The organism is Streptomyces sp. NPDC030995 (assembly GCF_055571215.1).
Window position 1 is genome coordinate 103,522 of sequence record NZ_JBVIFS010000012.1, and the last position, 22,147, is coordinate 125,668.

General features: G+C 70.8%; 18 protein-coding genes and 1 pseudogene. 9 read left to right on the plus strand and 10 right to left on the minus strand.

What is annotated here, in order from left to right:
• The first annotated feature begins 22 nt into the window (after positions 1–22).
• The 4 genes from ACZ45T_RS19725 to ACZ45T_RS19740 are packed head-to-tail and all read left to right on the plus strand — an operon-like array spanning position 23 to position 3,711.
• Positions 23–781 carry a WecB/TagA/CpsF family glycosyltransferase gene (locus tag ACZ45T_RS19725; protein WP_468442930.1) on the plus strand — a complete coding sequence of 253 codons (759 nt, stop codon included), beginning with the start codon at positions 23–25 and terminating at the stop codon, positions 779–781.
• Entirely contained in the window at positions 778–1,554 is a 777-nt protein-coding gene (locus tag ACZ45T_RS19730) for an FkbM family methyltransferase (protein ID WP_468442932.1), read from the plus strand. Before ACZ45T_RS19725 ends, ACZ45T_RS19730 begins: the two co-directional genes overlap by 4 nt.
• On the plus strand, positions 1,551–2,675 hold the full coding sequence (locus tag ACZ45T_RS19735) for a glycosyltransferase family 4 protein (protein ID WP_468442934.1): 1,125 nt from the start codon (positions 1,551–1,553) through the stop codon (positions 2,673–2,675). Before ACZ45T_RS19730 ends, ACZ45T_RS19735 begins: the two co-directional genes overlap by 4 nt.
• Positions 2,662–3,711 carry an LCP family protein gene (locus tag ACZ45T_RS19740; protein WP_468442936.1) on the plus strand — a complete coding sequence of 350 codons (1,050 nt, stop codon included), beginning with the start codon at positions 2,662–2,664 and terminating at the stop codon, positions 3,709–3,711. The genes ACZ45T_RS19735 and ACZ45T_RS19740 overlap by 14 nt, the downstream gene beginning before the upstream one ends.
• Here the strand turns inward: ACZ45T_RS19740 and ACZ45T_RS19745 are convergent.
• From ACZ45T_RS19745 to ACZ45T_RS19775, 7 genes are read right to left on the minus strand one after another with little or no spacing between them, the layout of a single operon-like run.
• Positions 3,708–4,733 (minus strand): glycosyltransferase family protein, encoded by a 1,026-nt coding sequence (locus tag ACZ45T_RS19745; RefSeq protein ID WP_468442938.1) that lies wholly within the window; start codon positions 4,731–4,733, stop codon positions 3,708–3,710. The two genes, ACZ45T_RS19740 and ACZ45T_RS19745, sit on opposite strands and share 4 nt — an antisense overlap.
• A complete protein-coding gene (locus tag ACZ45T_RS19750) occupies positions 4,730–5,887 on the minus strand; it encodes a glycosyltransferase family 4 protein (protein WP_468442940.1) in 1,158 nt (385 codons plus the stop codon). The genes ACZ45T_RS19745 and ACZ45T_RS19750 overlap by 4 nt, the downstream gene beginning before the upstream one ends.
• A complete protein-coding gene (locus tag ACZ45T_RS19755; RefSeq protein WP_468442942.1) occupies positions 5,854–7,491 on the minus strand; it encodes an oligosaccharide flippase family protein in 1,638 nt (545 codons plus the stop codon). Before ACZ45T_RS19755 ends, ACZ45T_RS19750 begins: the two co-directional genes overlap by 34 nt.
• Positions 7,488–8,567 carry a glycosyltransferase family protein gene (locus ACZ45T_RS19760; protein ID WP_468442944.1) on the minus strand — a complete coding sequence of 360 codons (1,080 nt, stop codon included), beginning with the start codon at positions 8,565–8,567 and terminating at the stop codon, positions 7,488–7,490. Before ACZ45T_RS19760 ends, ACZ45T_RS19755 begins: the two co-directional genes overlap by 4 nt.
• Positions 8,564–9,565, minus strand: coding sequence for a GDP-mannose 4,6-dehydratase (gene gmd, locus ACZ45T_RS19765; RefSeq protein ID WP_468442946.1), 1,002 nt, complete (start codon positions 9,563–9,565; stop codon positions 8,564–8,566). The genes ACZ45T_RS19760 and gmd overlap by 4 nt, the downstream gene beginning before the upstream one ends.
• Complete coding sequence (locus ACZ45T_RS19770; protein ID WP_468442948.1) at positions 9,555–10,856, minus strand: O-antigen ligase family protein; 1,302 nt, start codon at positions 10,854–10,856, stop codon at positions 9,555–9,557. Before ACZ45T_RS19770 ends, gmd begins: the two co-directional genes overlap by 11 nt.
• Positions 10,853–11,719 (minus strand): glycosyltransferase family 2 protein, encoded by an 867-nt coding sequence (locus ACZ45T_RS19775; protein ID WP_468442950.1) that lies wholly within the window; start codon positions 11,717–11,719, stop codon positions 10,853–10,855. Before ACZ45T_RS19775 ends, ACZ45T_RS19770 begins: the two co-directional genes overlap by 4 nt.
• A gap of 102 nt (positions 11,720–11,821) precedes the next feature.
• Between ACZ45T_RS19775 and ACZ45T_RS19780 the strand changes: the two genes are divergently transcribed.
• The 3 genes from ACZ45T_RS19780 to ACZ45T_RS19790 all read left to right on the plus strand — a co-directional run bounded on the left by ACZ45T_RS19780 (position 11,822) and on the right by ACZ45T_RS19790 (position 14,201).
• Positions 11,822–13,267 (plus strand): tyrosine-protein kinase domain-containing protein, encoded by a 1,446-nt coding sequence (locus tag ACZ45T_RS19780; protein ID WP_468442952.1) that lies wholly within the window; start codon positions 11,822–11,824, stop codon positions 13,265–13,267.
• 41 nt (positions 13,268–13,308) lie between these two features.
• Positions 13,309–13,881, plus strand: coding sequence for an arsenate reductase/protein-tyrosine-phosphatase family protein (locus tag ACZ45T_RS19785; protein ID WP_468442954.1), 573 nt, complete (start codon positions 13,309–13,311; stop codon positions 13,879–13,881).
• A gap of 194 nt (positions 13,882–14,075) precedes the next feature.
• Complete coding sequence (locus ACZ45T_RS19790) at positions 14,076–14,201, plus strand: DUF2785 domain-containing protein (protein WP_468443096.1); 126 nt, start codon at positions 14,076–14,078, stop codon at positions 14,199–14,201.
• Here ACZ45T_RS19790 and ACZ45T_RS19795 read toward each other — a convergent pair.
• The 3 genes and pseudogenes from ACZ45T_RS19795 to ACZ45T_RS19805 all read right to left on the minus strand — a co-directional run.
• Positions 14,167–15,312 carry an ABC transporter substrate-binding protein gene (locus tag ACZ45T_RS19795; protein ID WP_468442956.1) on the minus strand — a complete coding sequence of 382 codons (1,146 nt, stop codon included), beginning with the start codon at positions 15,310–15,312 and terminating at the stop codon, positions 14,167–14,169. The genes ACZ45T_RS19790 and ACZ45T_RS19795 overlap by 35 nt on opposite strands.
• 120 nt (positions 15,313–15,432) lie before the next feature.
• Positions 15,433–18,105: a SpoIIE family protein phosphatase gene (locus ACZ45T_RS19800; protein WP_468442958.1), complete on the minus strand. Its 2,673-nt coding sequence runs from the start codon at positions 18,103–18,105 to the stop codon at positions 15,433–15,435.
• Between the two features lie 1,037 nt (positions 18,106–19,142).
• Positions 19,143–19,397, minus strand: a pseudogene (locus ACZ45T_RS19805) (IS630 family transposase); the annotation flags it as partial.
• A 299-nt stretch (positions 19,398–19,696) separates the two neighbouring features.
• Between ACZ45T_RS19805 and ACZ45T_RS19810 the strand changes: the two are divergent.
• Positions 19,697–19,993, plus strand: coding sequence for a nitroreductase/quinone reductase family protein (locus ACZ45T_RS19810; RefSeq protein ID WP_468443098.1), 297 nt, complete (start codon positions 19,697–19,699; stop codon positions 19,991–19,993).
• A gap of 947 nt (positions 19,994–20,940) precedes the next feature.
• Complete coding sequence (locus ACZ45T_RS19815) at positions 20,941–22,053, plus strand: terpene synthase family protein (RefSeq protein ID WP_468442960.1); 1,113 nt, start codon at positions 20,941–20,943, stop codon at positions 22,051–22,053.
• The last annotated feature ends 94 nt before the right edge of the window (positions 22,054–22,147 follow it).

The following is a 22,147-nucleotide window of genomic DNA, read 5'->3' on the forward strand; positions in this document are numbered from 1 at the left end:
GCCGGCCACAACGCGCACGGACGTGTCCACCGGCCTGACCACCGTCCTGTGCGCCGGGGTTCCTGTGGCCGCTGCGACTCCGGCCGCCGCGGCCGCCGCGGTCGTCCGGCTCGCAATCGAGGGCGTGGCGGCCGACGTCCACCTCTGCAACGCGTACACCCTCGCCCTCGCCGACCGGGACCCACGACTCGGCCAGGCGCTGCGGACCGCGACGCTCAACCTCCCCGACGGGCAAGGGGTGGTGTGGGCCAACCGGATCGTCCACCGGAGCCGCTCCTTGCCGCGGATGCGGGTGTACGGCCCCGACCTCTTCCTGGACGTCTTCCGAACCGGCCAGGACGTGGGCCTGCGCCACTACCTCCTCGGCTCCACCCCCGCAGTACTGGAACAGCTGGGCGCCGAGCTGCTCGCCCGCTTCCCGCGCGCCCTGATCGTCGCCGCCGAGTCGCCGCCGTTCCGCGAACCGACCGACGGGGAACGGCAGTCGCAGCTCGACCGGATCCGCGCGAGCGGCGCCCAGATCGTCTGGCTCGGCCTCGGCACCCCCAAACAGGACTACGAGGCAGCCCGGCTCGCCGCCGCGCACCCCGCGGTGTTCGCCGCCGTCGGCGCCGCCTTCGACTTCGTCTCCGGCAACAAGCCGCAGGCCCCGCTGTGGATGCAGCGGCACGGCCTGGAATGGCTCTTCCGCCTCTGCAGCGAACCGCGCCGGCTGTGGCGCCGGGTGCTGTGGGGGCATCCCCGTTTCCTCTGGGCAGCATACAAAGGAGCACGACAGTGACCCTCCTTCACCGTGCGCGCAGCACCATGCAGCGCCTCGGCATCGATATCGCCCGCTATCCGGCAAGCTGGAGCGGTCAGCAACTCGTGCAGTTGCTCCGAAAGTTCGATGTCGGCCTCGTCATCGACGCGGGTGCACACGCCGGCGGCTACGGCACGATGCTCCGCCACTGCGGCTACCGCGGCCGAATCGTCTCCTTCGAGCCGCTCACCGGCCCACGCACGGAGCTCAACCGCAGGGCGGCGTCGGACACGGCCTGGACGGTCCTGCCGTACGCGCTCGGCGACCACTCCGGCACCGTTGTCATCAACGTCGCGGGCAATGCGGGTGCGAGCAGCTCCGTCCTTCCCATGCTCGAACGCCACCGCGCGGCCGCCCCGCACGCCGCCTACCTGAGTCGACAGACCGCCGAGATCCGTCGCCTCGACGAGCTGTGGGAGCAGATCGTGGCCCCGGGCGAGCGGGCGTTCCTCAAGATGGACGTGCAGGGGTACGAGGCGCATGTGCTGCGCGGCGCCGGTCGGTACGCGAGCGAGTGCGTCGGCATCCAGACCGAGACGTCCTTCGTGCCCCTGTACCGGGACGGACTGCTCTTCGATGACGCCCTCGCCCTCACCCAGGGCGAGTTGGGCCTCACTCTGATGTCCGTCGTGCCCGGGTTCACCGACCTGCGCACCGGCCAGATGCTCCAGTGCGACCTGGTGCTCTTCCGCGCGGACACCGCCCCCAAGGACGGGCGCATGCCGGCCCAGGCGGCGCGGGCGGCCCGGTGAGAAGAGCCGTCGTCGTCCAGCAGTACGTGCCGGGCTACCGCCTCGCGTTCTACGAACGCCTGACCCGCGAGCTCGCCGGCCGAGACATCGAGCTGACCATCGCCCACGGCCGACCCTGGGGCAAGGACATCCGGCGCGCCGACGCCTGCGCCCTCGCCGGAACGGTCCTACTGCCGCAGCGCACCTTCCGCCTCGCCGGCCGCCATCTCGTCTGGCGGGGCCTGGGCCCCCTCGCCCGCGACTGCGACGCCCTGGTCCTCGGTCAGTCCCTGCACAGCCTGGAGAACTACCGCGCACTGCTGAGCCGTGGCGGCCCACCCGTCGGGCTGTGGGGCCACGGCGGGACCTACACGCGCAGCCACCCGGCCCCGCTGCGCGCAGCCAAGCGCGCTCTGACCCAGCGGGCCCGCTGGTTCTTCGCCTATACGGAGAAGGGTGCCCGGCACGTCATCGGCGAGGGCTTCCCCGAACAGCGGGTCACGACGATCCGCAACACCGTGGACACCAGGGCCCTGGTAGCAGCCCGTTCCCGTATCCCCGGCACCGAACTCTCGGCCCTGCGGAAGTCGTACGGGCTGCGCCCCGGCCGTACCGCGCTGTACGTCGGCGGCCTCGACGCCGCCAAACGCATCCCGTTCCTGCTGGCGGCGGCCGACCGGGTTGCGCAACTGCTGCCCGGCTTCAGACTGCTCGTCGCGGGCGACGGGGCGCAGCGACACCTGGTGGAGGAAGTCCAGCGTGCGGGCGGTCCGGTCGTGTACGTGGGGACGGCCACCGCTGAGGAGAAGGCCCGGCTCGGCGCCGTCGCCGACGTCCTGCTGGTGCCCGGCGCGGTGGGGCTCGCCGCGGTCGACTCGTTCGCGCTGGACACGCCCCTGGTCACCACCGCCCACGCCGCGCACGGGCCCGAGTTCGAGTATCTGCAGCACGGCCGCAATGCCCTCGTCGTGGAGGGTGGCCTGGACGCGTACAGCGCGGCCGTCACGGAGCTGCTCACCCGGCCCGCACTTTACGACAGACTGCTTTCCGCCTGCCGGACGGACGCCGAGCTGTACACGGTCGAGTCAATGGCACGGCGATTCGCCGACGGGGTGGAGGGCCTGATCCATGCCGGTACCTGAGAGCTGGTGGCGCAGTCGCAAGGTCCTGAGACGGCTCGGTATCGGCGCCGTCCTGCTGTTCGCGGTGACGGCAGGTGCCGGCTGGCTGCTCTACCAGCGGCTCGACGGCAACATCCGCACCGACGAGGCCGCCGCCCGGGCCCTCGCCGCGGACCACGGCAAGCGGCCCCGCCCCGCGCCGGGCAAGGCCCAGAACATCCTGGTGCTCGGCTCGGACAAGGAGGCGAACTGGGGCAGCGAACGCTCCGACACCGCCATGCTGATCCACCTCTCCGCGGACCGAAGCCGGGCTTCCGTGGTCAGCGTGCCACGGGACCTGGTGGTGGACATCCCCAGCTGCCTGCAGCCGGACGGCTCCCGCAGCACGGCCCAGCACGCCCCGTTCAACTGGGCCTTCCAGTTCGGCAGGGCCGCCTGTGCGGTCCGTACCTTCGAGGACCTCTCCGGCATCCCGGTCGACCACCATCTCGTCGTCGACTTCTCCGGCTTCAGAAAGGTCGTCGACGCTGTCGGGGGCGTGGAGGTGAACGTGTCCGAGAAGGTCCGTGAGCCTGAGTACAACATCACGCTCCAGCCCGGCAGGCAGCTGCTGCGCGGACAACAGGCACTCGTGTTCGTACGCACGAGGGTGGGCGTCGGCGACGGCAGCGACCTCCAACGGGTGGAGCGGCAAAAGCAGTTCATTCGGGAGTTGTTGAAGAAGGCGCAGGGCGACGGAGTGCTGACCAACCCCACCAAGCTGTATCCGCTGCTGGACGCGGTGACGTCCTCGCTTGTGGCGGACCCCGGCCTCGACTCGCTGGACGAGCTCTACCGGCTGGTGAACAGCGCGCGGGCGATCCCCGCGAGCGGCACGCAGATCCTGACCGTTCCGAGCGTGGAGCACCCCGATCAGCGGGGCCGGTACACGATGGTCGAGGATCAAGCCGATGCCTTGTTCCGGGCGATCCGCGACGACCGGCCGCTGCCGAGGGTCTACAACGCGTACGAGAAGGACCCGTCCGGCCGGTCCTTTCTTGACGGCTCCGACTCCTAGGAGTCCAAGGCGGCGAGCCCGGCCCACGGGTCGGTGGGCGGGGCGGGCAGCGGGATGTACGGCGAGAGCATGTGGAGCAGGGCTTGGCGCTCGGTCAGCCGGGCACGGGCCCACTCGCTCATCCGCCGTCCCTGCTCGAGAAGTTCCTCGGGGTCGCGGCGAAGCAGCTCGCGGACCCGCCCGGCCGCGGCGCGCGGGGTGTCCATCAGGTGCAGGCCGCGGTCGGGACCCGGTAGCCAGCCGAGTCCCGGCTGGCGGGAGGTGACATGGACCCGGCCCGCGCACATCGCGATCGGCAGCCGGTCGGAGAAGTAGCCCGTGTGCTTGCGATAGCGGTCCCAGCCGGCGCTGATCAACGCTGCCTCCATGACGGTCAGCTGTTCGGGGAAGGGGACGGGGCCGCGTGCGCAGGGGCCTCGCCATCCCGTGCCGTACACCGCGAGCCGCGCTCCCGCGACCTTGTGCAACTCCTTGACGAACAAAGCCCGTTCGCGATCATCGGGGATCAGTTCGATTCCCAGGTACGTGAGTCGCTTGCCGACCAGGGTCACTCCGCCCGGGGCCGGCTCCGGGCCGCACGGTGCGGCGAGCAGATGCAGCGGCGCGACGTGCGGCACGTACCGCACCGGCCGGCCGCAGGCTCGACGCAGCATCGCGGCCTGCCCACCCGCGGCGACGCTGAAGACTTCTTCCGCGGCCCGCATCCAGGCCAGGTTCCGCTCGCGCAACGGCTTGGTGAGCCCTCCCCACGCGTCGCCCTCCCACACCACGACGGGCGGCTCCCCGGCGGTCCGCAACCACTTCCGGACATGCCGGTTCGTCCACGGGTACGACTGGGGGGACTGGACGAAGACCAGGTCCGGACGGGACGAAGGCAGTTGGTCCCCGGCGGCGGGGACGGCGCACGCGTACCGCAGCCGGCCCGCATCGGCGAGGTCCTCGAAGGCACGAGCGAAGCGGGTGTGCGGGCCGAAGGGCTGAGGTTCATTGCTGATCTGCAGTACGAGGGGCGTGGTGGTCATGGGCGGCTGCCTTCCGTGGTGAACCAGCACGTGTATGCGGCGGCCACGTCCCGCAGCTCGAAGCGGCGCGCCGTCCGCTGGTGCCCCGCCGTCGCGAGCCGGGCTCGCAACTGCGGGTCGCGGGCCAGCCGGCTCATGGCGTCGGCCAGCGTCCGGGGCGAGTCGATGTCCACGGCGAGGCCGCCGTCCCCGGCGACCCAGGGCACGGCTCCACTGCGTTCGCCCACGATGACGGGGAGCCCCATGCCCATCGCCTCGGCTGTGATCATCGAGAACGACTCGATACGGGACGGGTGGACCAGGACGTGGGCCTCGGCGGCGATCCGGCGCAGCAAGGTGTCGTGCGCCAGCGGGCCGGCGAATTCGACCCCGGCGGTGAGCCCGTGTGCGGCGGCCCACTGCCGGGCCGGTCCCCGCGCGTCGTGTCCGTCGCCACACAGCAACAGCCGGGCGTGCGGGAGTTCGACCCGTAGCAGCGCGAAGGCGCGCAGCAGCGTGGCCGTGTTCTTGAGCGGCCCCCAGCCCTGGACGGCGGTGGCGAACACCGGGGCGGCGTCGGGCGGCGCCGTGGCGCTGGGCAGATGCTCCATCCGCACCCCGTTGGGGATGACCTCGATGGGCCGTCGTACACCCAGCACCCGGCGCAGATGCCGTGCGGTGTAGGGGCTGTTGGCGCTGAGCGCGGTGGCGCGGTGGACGGCCGGAAGAGCCATGGAGTGGCGCAGCCAGCGGTAGGCGCTGCGCATCTCCCAGGCGTAGCGCAATGGGGTGTCGTGGGCGGTGACGAAGGACGGCAGGCCGCTGGCGATCGCGGCCAGCGCGAACTCGTACGTCCAGTGGGCGCTGACCAGGTCGGCGGGGTGAGCCCGCATCGCGGCGGCGAGCCCTCGGCGTTCGGCGCGGAACAAGTCCTTCAGCCGGTGTCTGGCCCGCGCGCGCTGCGGTACGACGACGAGGTCGATGCCTTTGCCGCTGTACACCTGCCGCCCGGGGACGGCGCCACTCAGGGCGTACACCGTCACTCGGTGCCCCTGCTCCAGCCAGGTCCTGGCGAGCCAGCCGGTGCACGGTCCGCTGTAGACGGCGGGCAGCCGCGCGGGCAGCAGGTGCTGGAGGGGGGTCAGATCGACGGGGCCTGCGAGGCCGATGTGCATGGGTGGCTCCTCGGATGGGATCTGACGAGACCGTGGCGGCGGGCCGTGGCATAGACGGGCAGACGGGTGCGGAGCACGACGCAGGCGAGGGCCACCGGGAGCATGGCGCCGAGGCCCAGCAGCAGCCCGTAGTGGGGGGGATGGGAACGCAGGCCGAGCGCGGCCGAGAGACCGAGTGCGGTGCCGACCGCCGCGTGCACGGCGTGCGCGAAGAGCAGCGGACGTACACCGAGGACCTTGGCGGTATGCCAGTGGGCGAGCTGGACGAGATGACCGGCCAGCGGGGCGACCACGGTGGCGCAGGTGGCGAGGAACAGGCTGTGGTGCGCCCGGGCGAAGCAGAGCATCAGCGCGGTCGCGCCGATGGCGGCGAGCTGGGCGCGCAGCAGGGCCCTGGTGTCCATGCGGACGGTGTCGACGGAGCTCGCGGTGGAGCAGAGCATCCACAGTGCGGCCCCGGCCGCGAGCACCGGCACCAGCCGCGCGGCCGTTTCCCAGGCCGGCCCCAGCAGCAGGAGCAGGGCGGCCGGCCCGAGACCGGCGAGCGCGCCCAGGCCCATCAGTCCCACGGCGGATGCCGAGCACAGCACGTCATGCACCGCCTGCGGAGGAATCCTCCCGGCCGCGCGGGCGTCGGCCAGCGCCGGGGTGACGGCCCGGTGGAGGCCCTGCGCGAGGACGGTCAGCGGGATACCGGTCAGGAGTGCGGCCCGCGAGTAGTGACCGGCCGCGGCGGCACCGAGGGTGGCACCCGCCAGCCACAGCGGGGCGTTGTTGGTGGCGGACTGTACAAGGCCGTACCCGGTGAAGAAGCCGGAGGAGCGGAGAAGTTCGCGGGCCGGAACGGGACGGCCGACGGGCAGCCGTGCCGGCGCACCGGGCACCGACGGCGCACCGGGCACCGACGGCGCACCGGGCACCGACGGCGCACCGGGCACCGATGGTGCGCCGGGCTCCGTCGGCGCCTGCGCCGCGAACGCCGGGCGGGGACGCCGGCGCCACGGCCGTGCGGCGGCCGGGGAGCGGCGCCGTTCGGGTAGCAGGGCGCCGGCGGCCAGGACCAGGGTGCAGGCCGCGGACAGCGGGAACGCGGTGGCCAGGGCGTAGGGGTTCCAGCCCGCCAGCAGGAGCGTCAGCGCCAGGGCCGATCCCGCGATCTGGCCGGCCAGTTCGGCGCGTACCGCCGTGCGAGGCCGCTCCAGCCTGCGCAGTGCGGCGACCGCCGCCAGCGCAGCCGGCTGGACAAGGAACTGCGCCGCCAGCACGCGCATCATCCCGGCCGTCTGCGGGTCTTCACAGACCGCCGTGAGCAGCGGGGCGGCGAGCAGCGCGGCGCAGAAACAGACGAGGCCGAAGGCGGCGGCGAGTGTGAAGACGGTACGCAACAGGCACCTGGTGAGCTGCTCGGCGCGCAGCACACAGGTGGCCAGGCCGGAGTTGGCGACGTAACCGAACAGGACGGTGACACTGCACGCGGTGGCGTACGCGCCGAAGTGGTCGGGGGACACCAGGCGCGCGGCGATCGCCGTGTAGCCGAGCTGGAACAGCATTCCGAGCGCGGAGCCGCCGTAGTTCCAGCCGAGGCTGCGCGTGACTGCGCTCATGTGCCGGCGGCGTCCATCGCGGAGATCTCCTGCCAGGGGTCGGCGCGCGGTGCGGGCACGGTAGCCAGGTGGCGGGTGAGCATGTGCCGCAGCGCGTTGGTCTCGGTGAGCCGGGTACGGACCCACGTGTGCCCGGCGAGACCGGCGGCATGCAGCTGTGCGGGGTCGGCGCGCAGCAGTTCGGTGACCCGGTCGACCGCTTCGGCGGGGGAGTCCACCAAGTGCAGGCCGCACTCCGGGCCCGGCAGCCAGCCGGCGTTCAGGGGCCTGGTCGTGACGTGCGGGCGTCCCGCGAACAGACTGATCGGCAGCCGGTTGGAGAAATAGCCGTCGCGGCCGGGGAAATGGTCCCAGTTGGCGCTGATCCGGGCGGTGCGCAGAGCGTCCACCTGATCGTCGAACGGGACGGGTCCGAGTGCGCCCCGGCCGCGCCAGCCGTGGCCGTGCACGGCGAACCGGCAACCGGGCAGCCGCTGGAGGGAGCGTACGAACCGCCGACGCTCCCGAGCGCCGTCGATCCGTTCGAACACCCCGAAGCGCACGAAGCAGCTGCCGATGTGCATCACGTCGTGTGCCGTGGCGTCGACGCCCGGGACGGGCCCGTCGTCCCAGAGGCGATGGGGCACGGTCTGCGGGATGTATTGAACGGGCCGCCGGGTGTACCTGCCCAGGAGACGGGCCTGGATGCCGAGGCCCGGGGTGAAGACGGTGTCCGCGTAGCGCAACCAGGGCTTCATGGAGGGAAGGACGGGTTTGCGCCCGCCCCACGGGTCGCCCTCCCACATCACGACGGTCGGTGAGCCGAGGCGCCGCAGGAGGTTGGCCACATCCGCGTCGGTCCAGGGGAAGTTACCAGGTGTCTGGACGAACAGGACTTCAGGGCGGGCCCGTTCGGCGGTCCGGAGGATTGCGGCCAGCGCGGCAGCGCGGCCAGCCGACAGAAGCGCTGCGGGGGCGAGCGGCACATGAGTGAGCGCGCCGTCGATGGCCAGGGCACGGAACGCACCGCCGAAGCTCAGCCGCGGGCCCGGCGGTTCGCGGTCGTTGGTGAGGTGGAGGACGGTCGGCGGGGTCACCGGGCCACCTGCCCCTCGGGCAGCTGTGCGCCCAGCTCGGCGTCGGTCATGAGGCGGGCCAGGTCGGGGGTCAGCACGGTCGGCCGCCAGCCCAGCTCGCGTTCGGCCTTCGACGCGTCGCCGATCAGGTCCGGCACCTCGGAGGGCCTCAAGTAACGCTCGTCGAACCGTACGTGGCGCTCCCAGTCAAGGCCCGCACGCTCGAAGCAGAAGGTGAGGAAGTCCCGGACGCTGTAGCTGGTGCCCGTGGCCACCACATAGTCGTCCGGCTGGTCGCACTGGAGCATCCGCCACATCGCGTCCACGTATTCGGGCGCGTAACCCCAGTCGCGGCGGGCCTCCAGATTGCCGAGGTGCAGGAACTCCTGCTCGCCGCGGGCGATCCGGGCCGCGGCCCGGGCGATTTTGCGGGTCACGAAGGTCTCGCCGCGCCGGGGTGACTCATGGTTGAAGAGGATGCCGTTGACCGCGTGAATTCCGTACGCCTCACGGTAGTTGCGGGTGATCCAGTACGCGTACACCTTGGCGGCCGCGTACGGGGATCGCGGGTGGAAGGGCGTCGTCTCGGACTGCGGGGGCGCCGTGATCCCGTACATCTCCGAACTGGAGGCCTGGTAGAAACGGCACGGCAGCCCGGTCATCCGGATGGCCTCCAGCAGCCGCGTGGTGCCGAGACCCGTGGTGGTGCCGGTGAACTCGGGCTCGTCGAAGGAGACGCGGACGTGTGACTGGGCAGCCAGGTGGTAGACCTCGTCGGGTTGGATGTGTTCCAGGAGGGCGGCGATCCGGGAGCCGTCGGCCAGGTCCCCGTAGTGCAGGCGGAGCCGGGCGTCCGGCTCGTGCGGGTCCTGGTAGAGGTGTTCGATCCGCTGGGTGGTGAAGGTGGACGAGCGGCGGATCAGGCCGTGCACCAGATAGTCCTTGGAGAGCAGGAGTTCGGCGAGATACGAGCCGTCCTGTCCGGTGATGCCGGTGATCAGCGCAGTTCTACGGGACATCTGACGGCTCCTGGGTTGCGGAGGGGGGGACGGGGGTTCCGTGGAGCAGAACGCACCACACCACGGTGAGCAGCAGAACGGGGGCGGACAGTCCGCCGAGAGCGCGCAACGGAGCCTCGGTGGTGCACGCCACGATCAGCAGGGTGACCAGCGCGGTCGAGAGGCCACTGGTGTGCGCGGAGGCCCGCCGGGCCTGTACGACCAGCGAGCTCACCAGCAGACACAGCCCGGCGAACCCGATCAGACCGGTGGCCCCGAGCGTTTGCATGACCTGGCTGTGCGCCTGGCCGATCCAGTGGTCCGTGGTGCCGAAGAGCTCCAGGCGGTGGGCCGGGCTGAACAGAGTGGGCCCGTAACCGAACAGCGGATTGCGTTCGAACTCGTCGTAGGCGAGCCGCCAGGCAAGGGTGCGGCCGTTGAAGTCCCCGTACATCGGATCGGCGGCGAGCCGGGCGAGCGCGGCCTGTACGGGGGCCGCCATCAGCACCATCAGGGCGGCGGCGCCCCCGAAGACGGTGAGCAACTGCCTGCGGAGCACGGTCCTGCCCCATGCGCCGTGCACGAAGAACACCGAGGCGGCGCAGATCCAGCCCGTTCTGGACTGGGTGAGCGTCAGGGCGAGGAGCGCGGCAGCCGCATGGATCGCACGGCCGCGCCACCGCCCCACCGGGGTGACTTCGAGGAGCAGAGCCGCCGCCATCAGGGGCCCCAGATGGTTCGGGTTGGGGGCGAGGCCCATGAACTGGCCCCAGCCGAGGCCGAGGAAGTCCCGCCCCCCGTCGCCGTGGACGGGCAACAGGAAGGCCCAGCGCGGTGCGACCAGGGTGCTGAGCAAGCTGCCCCAGACGTAACAGCGCAAGATGGTGCGGAGTTGGCGCAGCACCTCGAGGAAGGGGCGGCGAGGGCACAGGTAGAGGGCGGCGAACAGCAGCGGCGCGAACACCACCGTCGCGTCCAGAGCGCCGTGCTCGCCGAACACGGCCGACAGGACGGGGCCCGCGGCGAACGCGACGGCGGCCCAGGCGAGCCCCTGGCCGGTCCTGGGTGGGCGCGTACCGGCCCCCGCGCCCTGGAACACACTGCGGGTCACCAGGGCTGCCGCCAGGACGGACACCAGCAGGATCACGCCCTGGGAGAAGAGCAGCTGCGGGCCGGAGAGGGGTTCGCCGGCCGCCGTGCCGAGCCCGTGGTAGAGATGGGGGACCAGGGGCGCCACCGCGATGGTGCCGAAACCGGTGATCCACAGCAGCAGGGCGCCGCCCCCGGCGACCGGCGCGATCGGCCCGGTCACCGCGGGTACTCCCCGCCCCCCGCGCGCCGCCCGGCCAGAGCCAGCGCCACCGTCTTCAGGTACGGCGAGACCATCAGCAACGGCGCCCATGGCCATGCGTGCCGTCGGCAGTACACCCACCACTGGCGGGGCGGCAGTTCGCGCTGCGAAGTGACGCGGCGCAGCGCCTCACGCACCCCGATGCCCGGTTCGCGGGAGCCGGTGTCTGGCGGGTTGCGGTCGCAGCTGCCCACGTGGCGTGGGCTCACATAGGCGGGGATGCCGGCCCGACGGGCGCGGAAGCCGTGGTCGTAGTCACCCATGCCGTGCCGGAAGACCTTGTCGATGTCGCCGATCCGTTCATGTACTGCGCGGGGCAGGAGCACCACGTTGCCGTTGTACGTGTCACAGGGCTCGGGCCGTCCCGTGGGCTCGACCAGGGAGAGTGCGCGGCCGGTCCGTCCGGAGTACGTCGTATGCGCGCCGCTTCGCGCGCGCACCGCGCCGACGACGACGGCGCCGGGCCCGACGGCCCGTACGGTGTCGAGCAGGACGGCGAGGGCGTCCCGGTCCAGCACCACGTCGTCGTTGAGCCAGAGCTGGTACTCCCAGGGCGGCAGGCCCGCGGCGTGGCTGTTGCGGCTCGCGATGCGCATGCCCTCGCCCCAGTAGACGTCGTCGCCGACCGTCACCACGTCGACCCGCGGGTGCGCCGCCCGGACCGCCTCGGGTGTGCCGTCGGTACTGCCGGCATCCACGAGGTGGATCCGCACCTCCGTGTCCTCGGGCAGTCCGCGCTGCACGTGGAGGGCAGAGAGGGCGGACAGGGTCTTCTCGCGGCGGTTGTGACTGGTGATCAGCACGGCGATATGGGCTGGCAGCACGAAGGACTCCTCCGGTCAGCTCCCATGGTTGCCAGACAAACCAGACAAATTAGTCTAACCTGGCCCGGCGCGCTGCCCGAACGACCCGATGAGGTGCACATCTTGGAACTTCGCAGCATCCTGAGAGCGTTGGCCAGGAGCTGGCCCGTCGTGATCGTCTGCACCCTGCTCGGGGTCTCTGCCGGCTGGGCGGCCACTGCGCTCTCGACCCCCGTCTACCAGGCGCACGCCCAGCTGTTCGTCTCCGCCCGGTCCGGCGGCGAAACCAGCGAGCTCCAGCAGGGCAACAGCTTCTCCCTGGCCCGGGTCCAGTCGTACGCATCGATCGTGACCAGTCGTCAGGTCACCCGGCACGTCGTCTCCTCCCTCGGCCTCGACACCACGCCGGACGAACTCGCCGGCCGGATCACCGCGGAAGCGCCGATCGGCACCGTGCTGGTCAACATCACGGTCAGGGACACCGAGCCGCGTCGCGCGGCGGCCGTCGCAGATGCGGTTGCCTACCGCTTCAGCGATGTCGTCGAGCGCCTGGAGACCCTCGACGCCCCGTCCCCCAACAGGGTGGCCAATTCCCCGGTGAAACTGGGCGTCACCCAGACAGCCTCGGTCCCCTCGGCCCCGGTCAGCCCGCGTCCTGCCCTCAACCTTGCCGTGGGCCTCATCGCCGGTCTTTTGCTGGGCGCGGGGGCCGCCCTGCTCCGGGAGACGCTCGACGTCACCCTCAAGACCGCGGATGCCTTGGCTGCCCTCACCGGCCTGCCCGTACTCAGCTCGATTCCCTTCGACAAGGACAGCCCGCAGCAGCCGCTCGCCGCCGGTGCCGCAGGGCACTCGGCGCGGGCCGAGGCATTCCGTCATCTGCGGACGAACCTGCAGTTCGCCCAGATCGGCGACCGGCCTCGGGTCATCGTCGTCACCAGTTCGCTGCCCGGCGAAGGCAAGACCAGTACCGCGGTCAACCTCGCCTTCTCGCTCACCGAGGCCGGCACCTCCACCTGCCTCGTCGACGCAGATCTGCGCCGCCCCCGCGTCGCCCACACCCTCGGGCTCGTCCAGGACGCCGGCCTCACCAGCGTGCTGATCGGCCAGGCGCGGATCGGGGATGTGATGCAGACGGCGGGCGGGCTCTCCGTCCTGACCAGCGGCCCCGTCCCGCCCAACCCCACCGAGCTGCTCGCCTCCGACCGGATGGCGGAGTTGCTGCGAGAACTCGCCGCCGGCTACGAGGCCGTGATCGTCGACACTGCCCCGCTGTTGCCCGTGGCCGACACGGTGGCCCTCGCCACTCTCGCCCACGGCGCACTCTTGATCGTACGGGCCGGAAAGACCCCGCGCGACCGGGTCGCGGCGGCCACCGAAGCCCTCCGTACGGTGGGGGTGCGGACCCTCGGCACGGTCTTCAGCATGAGCCCGAAGCCGAGGCAGGGGGGATACGGATATGGATACGGATACGGCGACCCGTCGGCCGCACTGACCCCGCCGCCGCGTTCATGTGCCGAGGATGAGCTGCCCCGCGGGGCGAGGCTGCTGCGGGGTGGGGTCAAGTGACGCGCCCCGACGGCATCCCGCGGTATCGAGGAGACCTACCCGTGGATGACGACGACGCGGCTCGGCTGACCATCCTCTTCGTCTGCACCGGCAATGTGCACCGCTCCCCCCTGGCCGAACGGCTGCTGGCGGCCAGGCTCCCGGAAGCGCGGGTGGGCAGTGCCGGCACCAGGGCCCGGCACATCGCGGGCATGCATCCGGCGACCGGTTCCGTGCTGAAACAACTGGGCGGGAACAGTGCGAGGTTCACGTCACGGCTATTGAGGCCGGAGCTGGTCGCGGAGGCCGATCTCGTACTGGGTCTTGAGCGGGAGCACCGGGAGACGGCCGTGCGGCTGTGGCCGGTGGCCCTGCGCAAGTGTTTCACGGTCAGGGAGTTCGTGCGGCTGGCCCAGGGGGAGGCGGTCCCGCCCCGGGAAATGATCGCCCGGGCCGCGGCCGCCCGCGGCAGTCTGGCGCCGGTGGAGCGGGCCGCAGACGGGATCGCAGATCCCTGGGGTGCCTCGTACGACGTACTGCTGACGTGCGGGCGGGAGATCGACGAGGCGGCCGCGGAGCTGGCCGGGCTGCTGGCGGAGGGGCAGCCCGTAAGGCCAACCATCGGTTGTGACTGATTCCCCATCGTCATTGGCGGCCACAGCACTGGTCTGGTGTCCCGCGCACGAACGATGCGCGGGACACCAGGCTCTCCTGGCCCAGTTCTCGCGTAGTCGATGGCCTCCAGGCCGGTCGGCAGCCGTGCGTGGCGCTGGGGGACGAGATGGCCGCCCGCTTCGCCGACCGGGAGGTCCAGGCCCGCACTTACCCGATGGAGAAGGATCTGCGCGGCCACGACGAGAAGCTCGGTCGACTCCATGCGGTCGCGCACGGCGCGGACCTGCTGGCCCCGCCCCCGGTCATCAGCCCGAGACGGCCTCGGCCCAGCCGCGGTTGACGGTCTCTCTTGCCTTCTCCCTCTGTGCCTCCGTCGGAAACGTCGGCGTGCCCTCGACCGTCGGCAGTTTCTCCGCCGTGGCCTTGTCGAGGGTGCCGTCCTTCTCCATGGCGTCCATGAGGACGGGGCGTGCATAGGCGCCGAGCCGGAGGTTCTGGCCCTCCGGGCTGAAGACGTACTCCTGCCACAGACGTGCCGCCGCGGGGTGCGGGGCGTCTTTGTTCACCCCGTTCGCGTAGTACTGGGCGAAGCTGCCGTCGAAGGGGATGGCGGTCCGCCAGTCGACGTCCGTGCCCTTCTCGCGGAATCCGTCGGCGTATCCGAGGTTGAGGAAGTCCCAGTCGATGCTGATCGGGGTCTGGCCCTTCGCGATCGTGGCCGGGGTGGATTCGACCGGGATGAAGTTGCCATTCCTGCTGAGCTCGGCGAAGAAGTCGATGCCGGGCTGGACGTCGTCGAAGGAACCCCCGTTCGCCAGGGCAGCCGCGTACACCCCGGCGAAGGCGGAGCCGGACTTGGTGGGGTTGCCGTTGAGCGCGATCTTGCCTTGGTACTCGGGCTTGCGCAGGTCGGCGAAGGTCGCGGGGCAGGTCTTGACGCGCTTGGCGTCACAGCCGATCGAGATGTAACCGCCGTAGTTGTTGTACCAGCGGGCCCGGTGGTCCTTCTGTTCCGTGGGGATCTCGTCGTACGCGGCGACCTTGTACGGAGCGAGCAGGCCCTGCCGTGCCGCGGCCTGCGCGAACGAGCCCCCCACGTCGATCACATCGGGGGCTCGGCCTTCGCCCCTGTGCTCCTTCAGGGCGTTGATCTCGTCCTGGCTGGTGCCTTCCGGGTTCTCCACCATGACCTTGATCCCGTACTTCTTCTGGAAGCCGTCGATCAGTGCGCCGTAGTTGGCCCAGTCGCTCGGGAGCGCGATCGTGTTGAGCGAGCCCTCTTTCTTCGCCGCCGTGGTCAGTGCTGCCATGCCGCCGGCATCCGCGGCGGAGGTGGCCACCGCGGGTGCTCTGGGCGCGGCGGTGGGCTTGTCTCCGCAGGCGCCGAGGGGTGCCGCCGCGAGGGCCAGGCAGGCGGCGACGAAGGCTGTCCGGAGACGGGGTGCGGGCACAAAGGCTCCATAACGGGCGGCGCGTACTGATCGAGGTCAGCGTACGTTCGGCGGCCTCGGCAGCGCAGTCCCAGACGGTGGTGTCCGCTGTCTTCCTGCGGCTGCCGTACCGGCGTGTCCTCAGAACCCCTCGTCGTCCCACCCGGCCAGGAGCGCCTCCCCGAGATCCATCGCGAGTGGTGCGGCCCCGTCGTGGAGGGCCTGCTCGCTCCAGATGATCTTGCCGCGGGCGGTGTAGCGGGTGCCCCAGCGCTCGGCGAACTGCGCGACGAGGAACAGGCCGCGACCGCCCTCGTCGGTGGCCTCCGCCCGGCGCAGGTGCGGGGAGGTGCTGGACCCGTCGGAGACCTCGCAGACCAGGCAGCGGTCGTACAGCAGTCTCACCCGGATGGGCTCGGTGCCGTAGCGGATGGCGTTGGTTATCAGCTCGCTGAGGATGAGTTCCGTGGTGAAGGCGATGTCCTCCAGGCCCCAGTCCACCAGTCGGCGGGCGCAGGCGTTGCGCACCGGGGACACCGCCGCAGGGTCGGGGGGCACGTCCCACTCGGCGATCCGCGCGGGGTCCAGTCGGCGGGTGCGGGCCACCAGCAGCGCTACGTCGTCGCTGGGCCTGGTGGGCAGCATCGCGTCGATCACCGCGGTGCAGGTTTCCTCCGGGGTGCGGGCGGGCCCGGCCAGGGCGGCGCGCAGCGCTGCCAGGCCCGCGTCCGGATCGCGGTCGCGGCTCTCGATCAGCCCGTCGGTGAAGAGTGCCAGCCGGGAGCCTTCGGGCAGGGTGACCGTCATGGTCTCCATGGGCAGGCCCTCGCCCAGGCCCAGCGGCGGGGAGATCGGCACCTCGGGGAAGGACACGGTTCCGTCGGGGCGGACCAGAGCGGGGCCCGGATGCCCGGCGGTGGCGGCGGTCACCTGCCCCGAGACGGGATCGTAGAGGGCGCACAGGCAGGTGGCACCGGTGATCCCCTGCCACTCCTGCTCGTCGGTGTCGATGTGGGTGACCAGCTCGTCCAGGTGGCTCAGGAGTTCGTCCGGGGGCAGGTCGAGTGTGGAGAAGTTGTACACGGCGGTGCGCAGGCGGCCCATGGTGGCGGCGGCGTGGAGACCGTGGCCGACGACGTCGCCGACCACCAGGGCCACTCGGGCGCCGGGCAGCGGGATGACATCGAACCAGTCACCGCCCACCCCGGCCTGGGCGGCCAGATAGCGGTGCGCGACCTCGACGGCGGACTGCTCCGGTACGCGCCGGGGCAGCAGGCTGCGCTGCAGGGTGACGGCCATGTTGTGCTCGCGGGTGTAGCGGCGGGCATTGTCGACGGACAGTGCCGCCCGGGCGGTCAGCTCCTCGGCGAAGGACACATCTTCCTCGTCGAACGGCGGGGAGTCCCGCCCGCGCCAGTAGCCGGCCATCCCCAGCACCACGCCCCGGGCCCGCAGGGGCACGACGATCAGGGAGTGGATGCCGCGGTCCAGGATCTGCAGGGCGTTGGCCTGGTCCTGGGCCCGCCAGCTGTGGGTGGCGCGCAGGTCCGCCTCCAGGACCGCATGGCCGCCGGCCAGCCCGGCGGCCATGGGACCGGTGGGAGCGAACCGGATCAGCTCGCCGACGGGGGAGAGCGGGTGGTCGCCCTGAAGGCCGACTACGGCGGTGCGGCGCATCTCGGTGCTCGCTTCGGGCGGCTCCTCGCCGCGCAGCACCGGGTCCAGCAGGTCGACCGTTACCGCGTCGGCGAACCGCGGGACCGCCACCTCCGCCAGTTCCTCCGCGGTGCGCTCCACGTTCAGCGTCGTTCCGACCTGCACCCCCGCGTCGTAGAGCAACTTCAGCCGCTCGCGGGCCACCTCGGCCCTGCCGGAGAGTGCCCGCAGCTCGGTGGTGTCCCGCAGCGTGACGACGGTCCCGGCCTGCCCGTAGGGGGCGGTGGGCCGGATGTTCACCGCCAGCAGCCGGTCGGCTGCCATGTGCAGCTCGTCGGTCGCGGAACGGCCCGATGCGATCGGTTCGGCGATCCCCTCCTCCAGACCCAGGTCCGTGACGGGGAGCCCTTCCGCGTCCACCGGCAGATCCAGCAGCCGCCGTGCCTCGTCATTGGCCAGCAGCAGCCGCCGCTGTCCGCCGCCGCCGACGATCAGCACGCCCTCCCGCACCGCGTGCAGCACCGCGTCGTGGTGCTCGTACATCCTCGTCATCTCGGCCGGTCCCAGGCCATGGGTCCGGCGCAGCAGCCGACGGCTCACCAGAGCGGTTCCGCCCGCGGACAGGGCGAGCACCGCGGCTGCGCTGCCGAGGACGACCGGCAGCTGCCGGTTCACCATGCTCTGGACGTTCTGGACCGTGACCGGGGAGGAGACGACGGCGATGACGCGGCCGTCGGAGTCCTTGACGGGGACCACCGAGACCACGGACTGGCCCAGGGACCCTTCGAACGTCTCGGTGAAGGACTGGCCGGCCGCCGCCTTGGAGAAGGGGCCGACGACGTGCCTCCCGATCTGTCGCGGGTCCCTGTGGGTGAGGGTGACCCCGTCGAGTGTGTACACGTTGATGCCGTCGACCCCGGCGATCTTCCGGGCCGCTTCTGCGCTCGGCTGTAGCACCGCGCTCGGATGGGGGCTGCGCAGGGCCGCGACGGTTCCCGGAGATTCCGCGAACGTTCCGGCGGCGGCGAGCGTACGGTGCCGGGCGTCCAGCATGCCGGCGCTCCGGGCCTGCACCACGAGCGCCACCACCGCGGCGGCGACGAGAAGCACCACGACGGCCAGCTGCAGGAGGAACACCTCGCCGGCCACGCTGCGCACGCTCAGCAGGGAGGACAGACGCTGCGGCCGCCGCGCCCTTCCCTTGGGGGGCCGGGCGTGCTCCTGATGCTCCTGCTGGTGTCCTGAGCGGGGACGCCGAGGGGGAGAGGAAGAGCTCGTGGTCGATCCCAGCAGCCGGCGCCGGAAATGTCCAAGGAGGTCGCTCACTACTCCATTTTCTAACCTCTACGGGCCGTCGGCAGCGGGGAGCGACGATCGCCGAGCAGCAGCGACCGGGGGCGACCCTCGGCAGAGCGAGGGCGTGGCGCGACGCGTGGGGGCGCGGGCGGGATCCGGGCCGCCGCCACACCGACGAAGGATGGCGGCAGGTTGCTGTGGTCGCGGTCGGCATCAGGCCTGGCCGGGGGATCCGTCGGGGCCGGGGCCTCGATGTCGCCGTTCGGCCACGAACACTTCGTCACCGCGCAGATGATGTGTCACGCTCGACGTTCAGCTGGTCGAGACCTTCGCTGTGAGGTCTTCGTCGCGGCAGGGGAGGCGGGATGCTCGGTGTGGCCCAGCCGTAGCCCGACGGGGCACCAGGAAAGTCGGCAATGGGTCAGCGTGAGTCCTGAAGGCCCGCGGGGAGCTGACCGAAAACACGAACCGTTGTAGTCTGCCGAGACCGCCCTTGACCTGCGTGAAGCAGGCAGGGAGCAGACACATCGGGAGTATTCGCATGCTTCGTACCATGTTCAAGTCCAACACCTAGCATTTCGGCGTTTCCCCAGGTCACGGCGTTACTGTCCGGGTCAAGGTCAGCAAGTGGTCAGCATCGGCCCCGATCACGTCCCGCCGTTGCTGACCTCGGTGACGGCAGTGGGCGAATGTCGGCGGCCTCTCGCCCTGCACCGGAGACTTCGCTCTTGCCCTGCTGGTCACAGCAGGGTCTTCGTGCATTGGTGGTAGGCCCGCACCTGGCCCTAGACCTTGGTCCGCCGGTCGCTCGTGGCTGCCCGATGAACCGACGAGCCCGCAGGCCCGTGCGTGTCCATGCGTCGTCTTGTGTTATCCCACGATCCGTACTCAGCACGGGGCCGTCCGCCGAAGCGGATTCCTTTCTCGCTGCGGATGCGGACGCGTTCGCGTCGTTGGGCGGCGAGGACGTCGGGGTGGCGGGTGTTCTTGTTGCGCCAGCGCAGGCAGGCGTGCAGGGCCCGGGTCTGGGCGGTGTGGTTGGGATGGTGGGAGTTGACGAGGGTGAACTGCCGCAGCGGCCCGAAGTGGGCTTCGATGGGGTCGGCCCAGGAGGCGTAGGTCGGGGCGAAGCACAGCCCGACCGATGTATCGGCGCCCCCTTCCTCGCCCACGCCGCCCCGATCGCCCTGGCAGCCCTGGCCGCACGCTCTTCCAGCTGCGCCCGGCCGACCCTCGCGGCCGGGTACGCGCCGTGCCGGGTGTCTTCACCCGGCCGAGGCGGCTCGTCATGGCGACTGCCCCGCGTGAATGACGCTGTCTTCCCTTGCGAGTGGCGTGTAAGTGATTGTCGGAATGTGCGCCCTTTCGCGGAGCGTAGGCGATCTGTCCGGCTTTCCGGCTGATGAACAAGATCGGCCCGGCCCGATGGGCAGGGGCGGTGATGCGCGCCCTCATGGTCCCCCTCGACACCACCCTGCAGCGAAGGAGCGACGGACGCCTCAGCATCGGCCGCACCCTGGGCTTGGCCTCTCTCCTCTTGACGACGACCGGAGCCCGTAGTGGCCGTGCCCGCCCCACACCCTTGTTCTACGTCGAGCACGCAGACGGCTACGCCGTCGTCGGCTCCAACTTCGGCCTCGCTGGTATCTGGACATACGTGCAGGTCACAGGGGTGTTGCGGGGTCCCAGGTCAGCAATCACTCAGCACGAGACCGGACTGTGTTGCGCCGATGCTGACCTACGAGCGTGACAGCGGGGCCTCTCCAGCCCGTACCGGAATACCCCCACATGGCCCGCCAGCTCGCCGTGGCATGGGCTGGTTCTTCAAGCTCTGCGACTGTGCCAAGCTGACGCGCTGCCCGCATGCGTACGTGATAAACGACCTGCTGTCCGATGGGAACGCAGAGTCGACCCGGAGCTGCTCCCATCTCGCGCAGCCACTTCGGGTCGATATAGCTCACCGCGAACGGACGAGCGGCGGGCCCCATATCGCGCGGAGCCATATCGGGACCGCACGCTCGCGCATGCAGACTGACGATCATTGGTTGATCATGGCTAGCTTCTGGATCGAATTTGAGCCAAGTTGACCCAGAAGGATCGTTTCATTCCCCGCAAACCGGCCTTAATCACGGGCCGAGGACGGCTACGCGGGGTTGCGGATTGGCCGGGGTGGGCGCACGTTTTGGAGCACCAAGGGTGGGAAGGTTCGGCGTCCGTCCCCGTGGCAGCAGTGGATCGTCAGCCTATGGGCCGTCTCGGAGGGAGAAACCATGCCTCAGGAACTGACGTTCGCGATCCTCGTCCAGTCCCCGATCAAGAGGCATGACCCGGACGCGCCAGAGACCCGCCACGGGATGATCTCGAGCTCGTGACGGGGCGTCACCGGTTCGTATCGCTGCGGTGCCGGGACTCCGGCGGTCTGCTCGTCGTGCTCGCGCAGCATCCGCATTTCCTGGTCACGCAGACGCCGCCGCGTGACCATGGGCATGCACGCCGCAGAGCTGCTGCGGACGTGGCGAGTACATGGGAACCAAGGCGGCATCGGCGATGCGCAATGCGCCTTCACGAATGCCCCTATGCGCAGCACGTTCACTTCCTCGCCCACTGCGCGCGGGTTCTGCCGGACCCTGTAATTGCTCAGGGCACGCCGGGGCGACACGCAACACCGAGGCGCGCCGAAAGGGAAGCAGGGATCTCATGACAGTGCAGGCCATCAAGCTGCCCATACTGCGGATGCCGTACCCGGTGCGGGTGAATCCGTACCTGCTGGCCCTGCGCGAGGAGACCGAGACGTGGGCGCGAGAGATGGGCATGCTGGACAGCGACGAAGCACCGTCGGCCCGCCGGGCGATCTGGACCCTGTCCCAGTTCCACGCCATGGCCGTTGACCAGCTGACCGCCTGGGCTCTTCCTGACGCCTCACTCACCGACCTCCGGCTCAATCACCGGCTCAACCTCTGGGCTCTGGCCTGGGACGACTACTTCGCCTCCGCCTTCAAACGGACGGGCGACCTCACAGGCGCACAAGCCTTCACGGCCCGCCTCCATGCCTTCCTGCCGCCGGAGCCGGGCGCCCGGTTGCCGGAGCCGACCAATGCCGTCGAAAGGGGCATGGCCCACCTCCAGCAACGGCTGTTCCCCCCGAGAATGGCGCACTGGCAGCAGGGGCTCAACCGTGCCCTGGCAAGGTACATCGACGCGGGAGTTCAGGAACTGGCCAACAGCCGCGCCGGCCGTGTCCCGGACCTCATCGAGTATGCCCAGTTCCGCCGTGAAAGCTTTGCCGCCTATACCGCCCCCTACTCCGTCGAACTCTCCACTGGCGCACGGATCCCTGAGCAGATCCGGCACAGCCGAGCCTTCTGCGCATTGCTCGACGCCTTCATGGACTACATGGGAATGGCGAACGACATTGCCTCCTATCAGCGGGAAGTCCATGACGAACACGACGTCAACAACCTCGTCATAGTCCTCCAAACATCCCTGCGCATCACAGTCCAGGAGGCGATGCATGCGGCCGCCGATCTGGTGACCGCCCGACTGCGCCACTTCGAGCACCTCAGACGGAGCGAACTGCCCCCGGTCGTCCAGCGAGCCGGGTTGAACCACGGCGAACGGATCGAGCTGGAGGCGTGGCTCCGGGGAGCCTGCAGTTTCCTGTCCGGCCTCCATGCGTGGTACACCGGGGCGCCCCGCTACGCTCCGGCAGACGGTCCGTTCCAAGAGCAACGGACTTCCACCGCCGCTGTGCCCACCGGCGAGCGGTATGTCTCAGCGTCATCAGGCCTCACAACGTCGACGCACGCGTGAAGGGCGCCGTACGACGAGCGCGACGTGGGCGCCGAGGTGCTCGCCCAGCTCGGAGGAGGCTGCCGACCACGCCGTCCGGCAGCCTCCTCGGCTA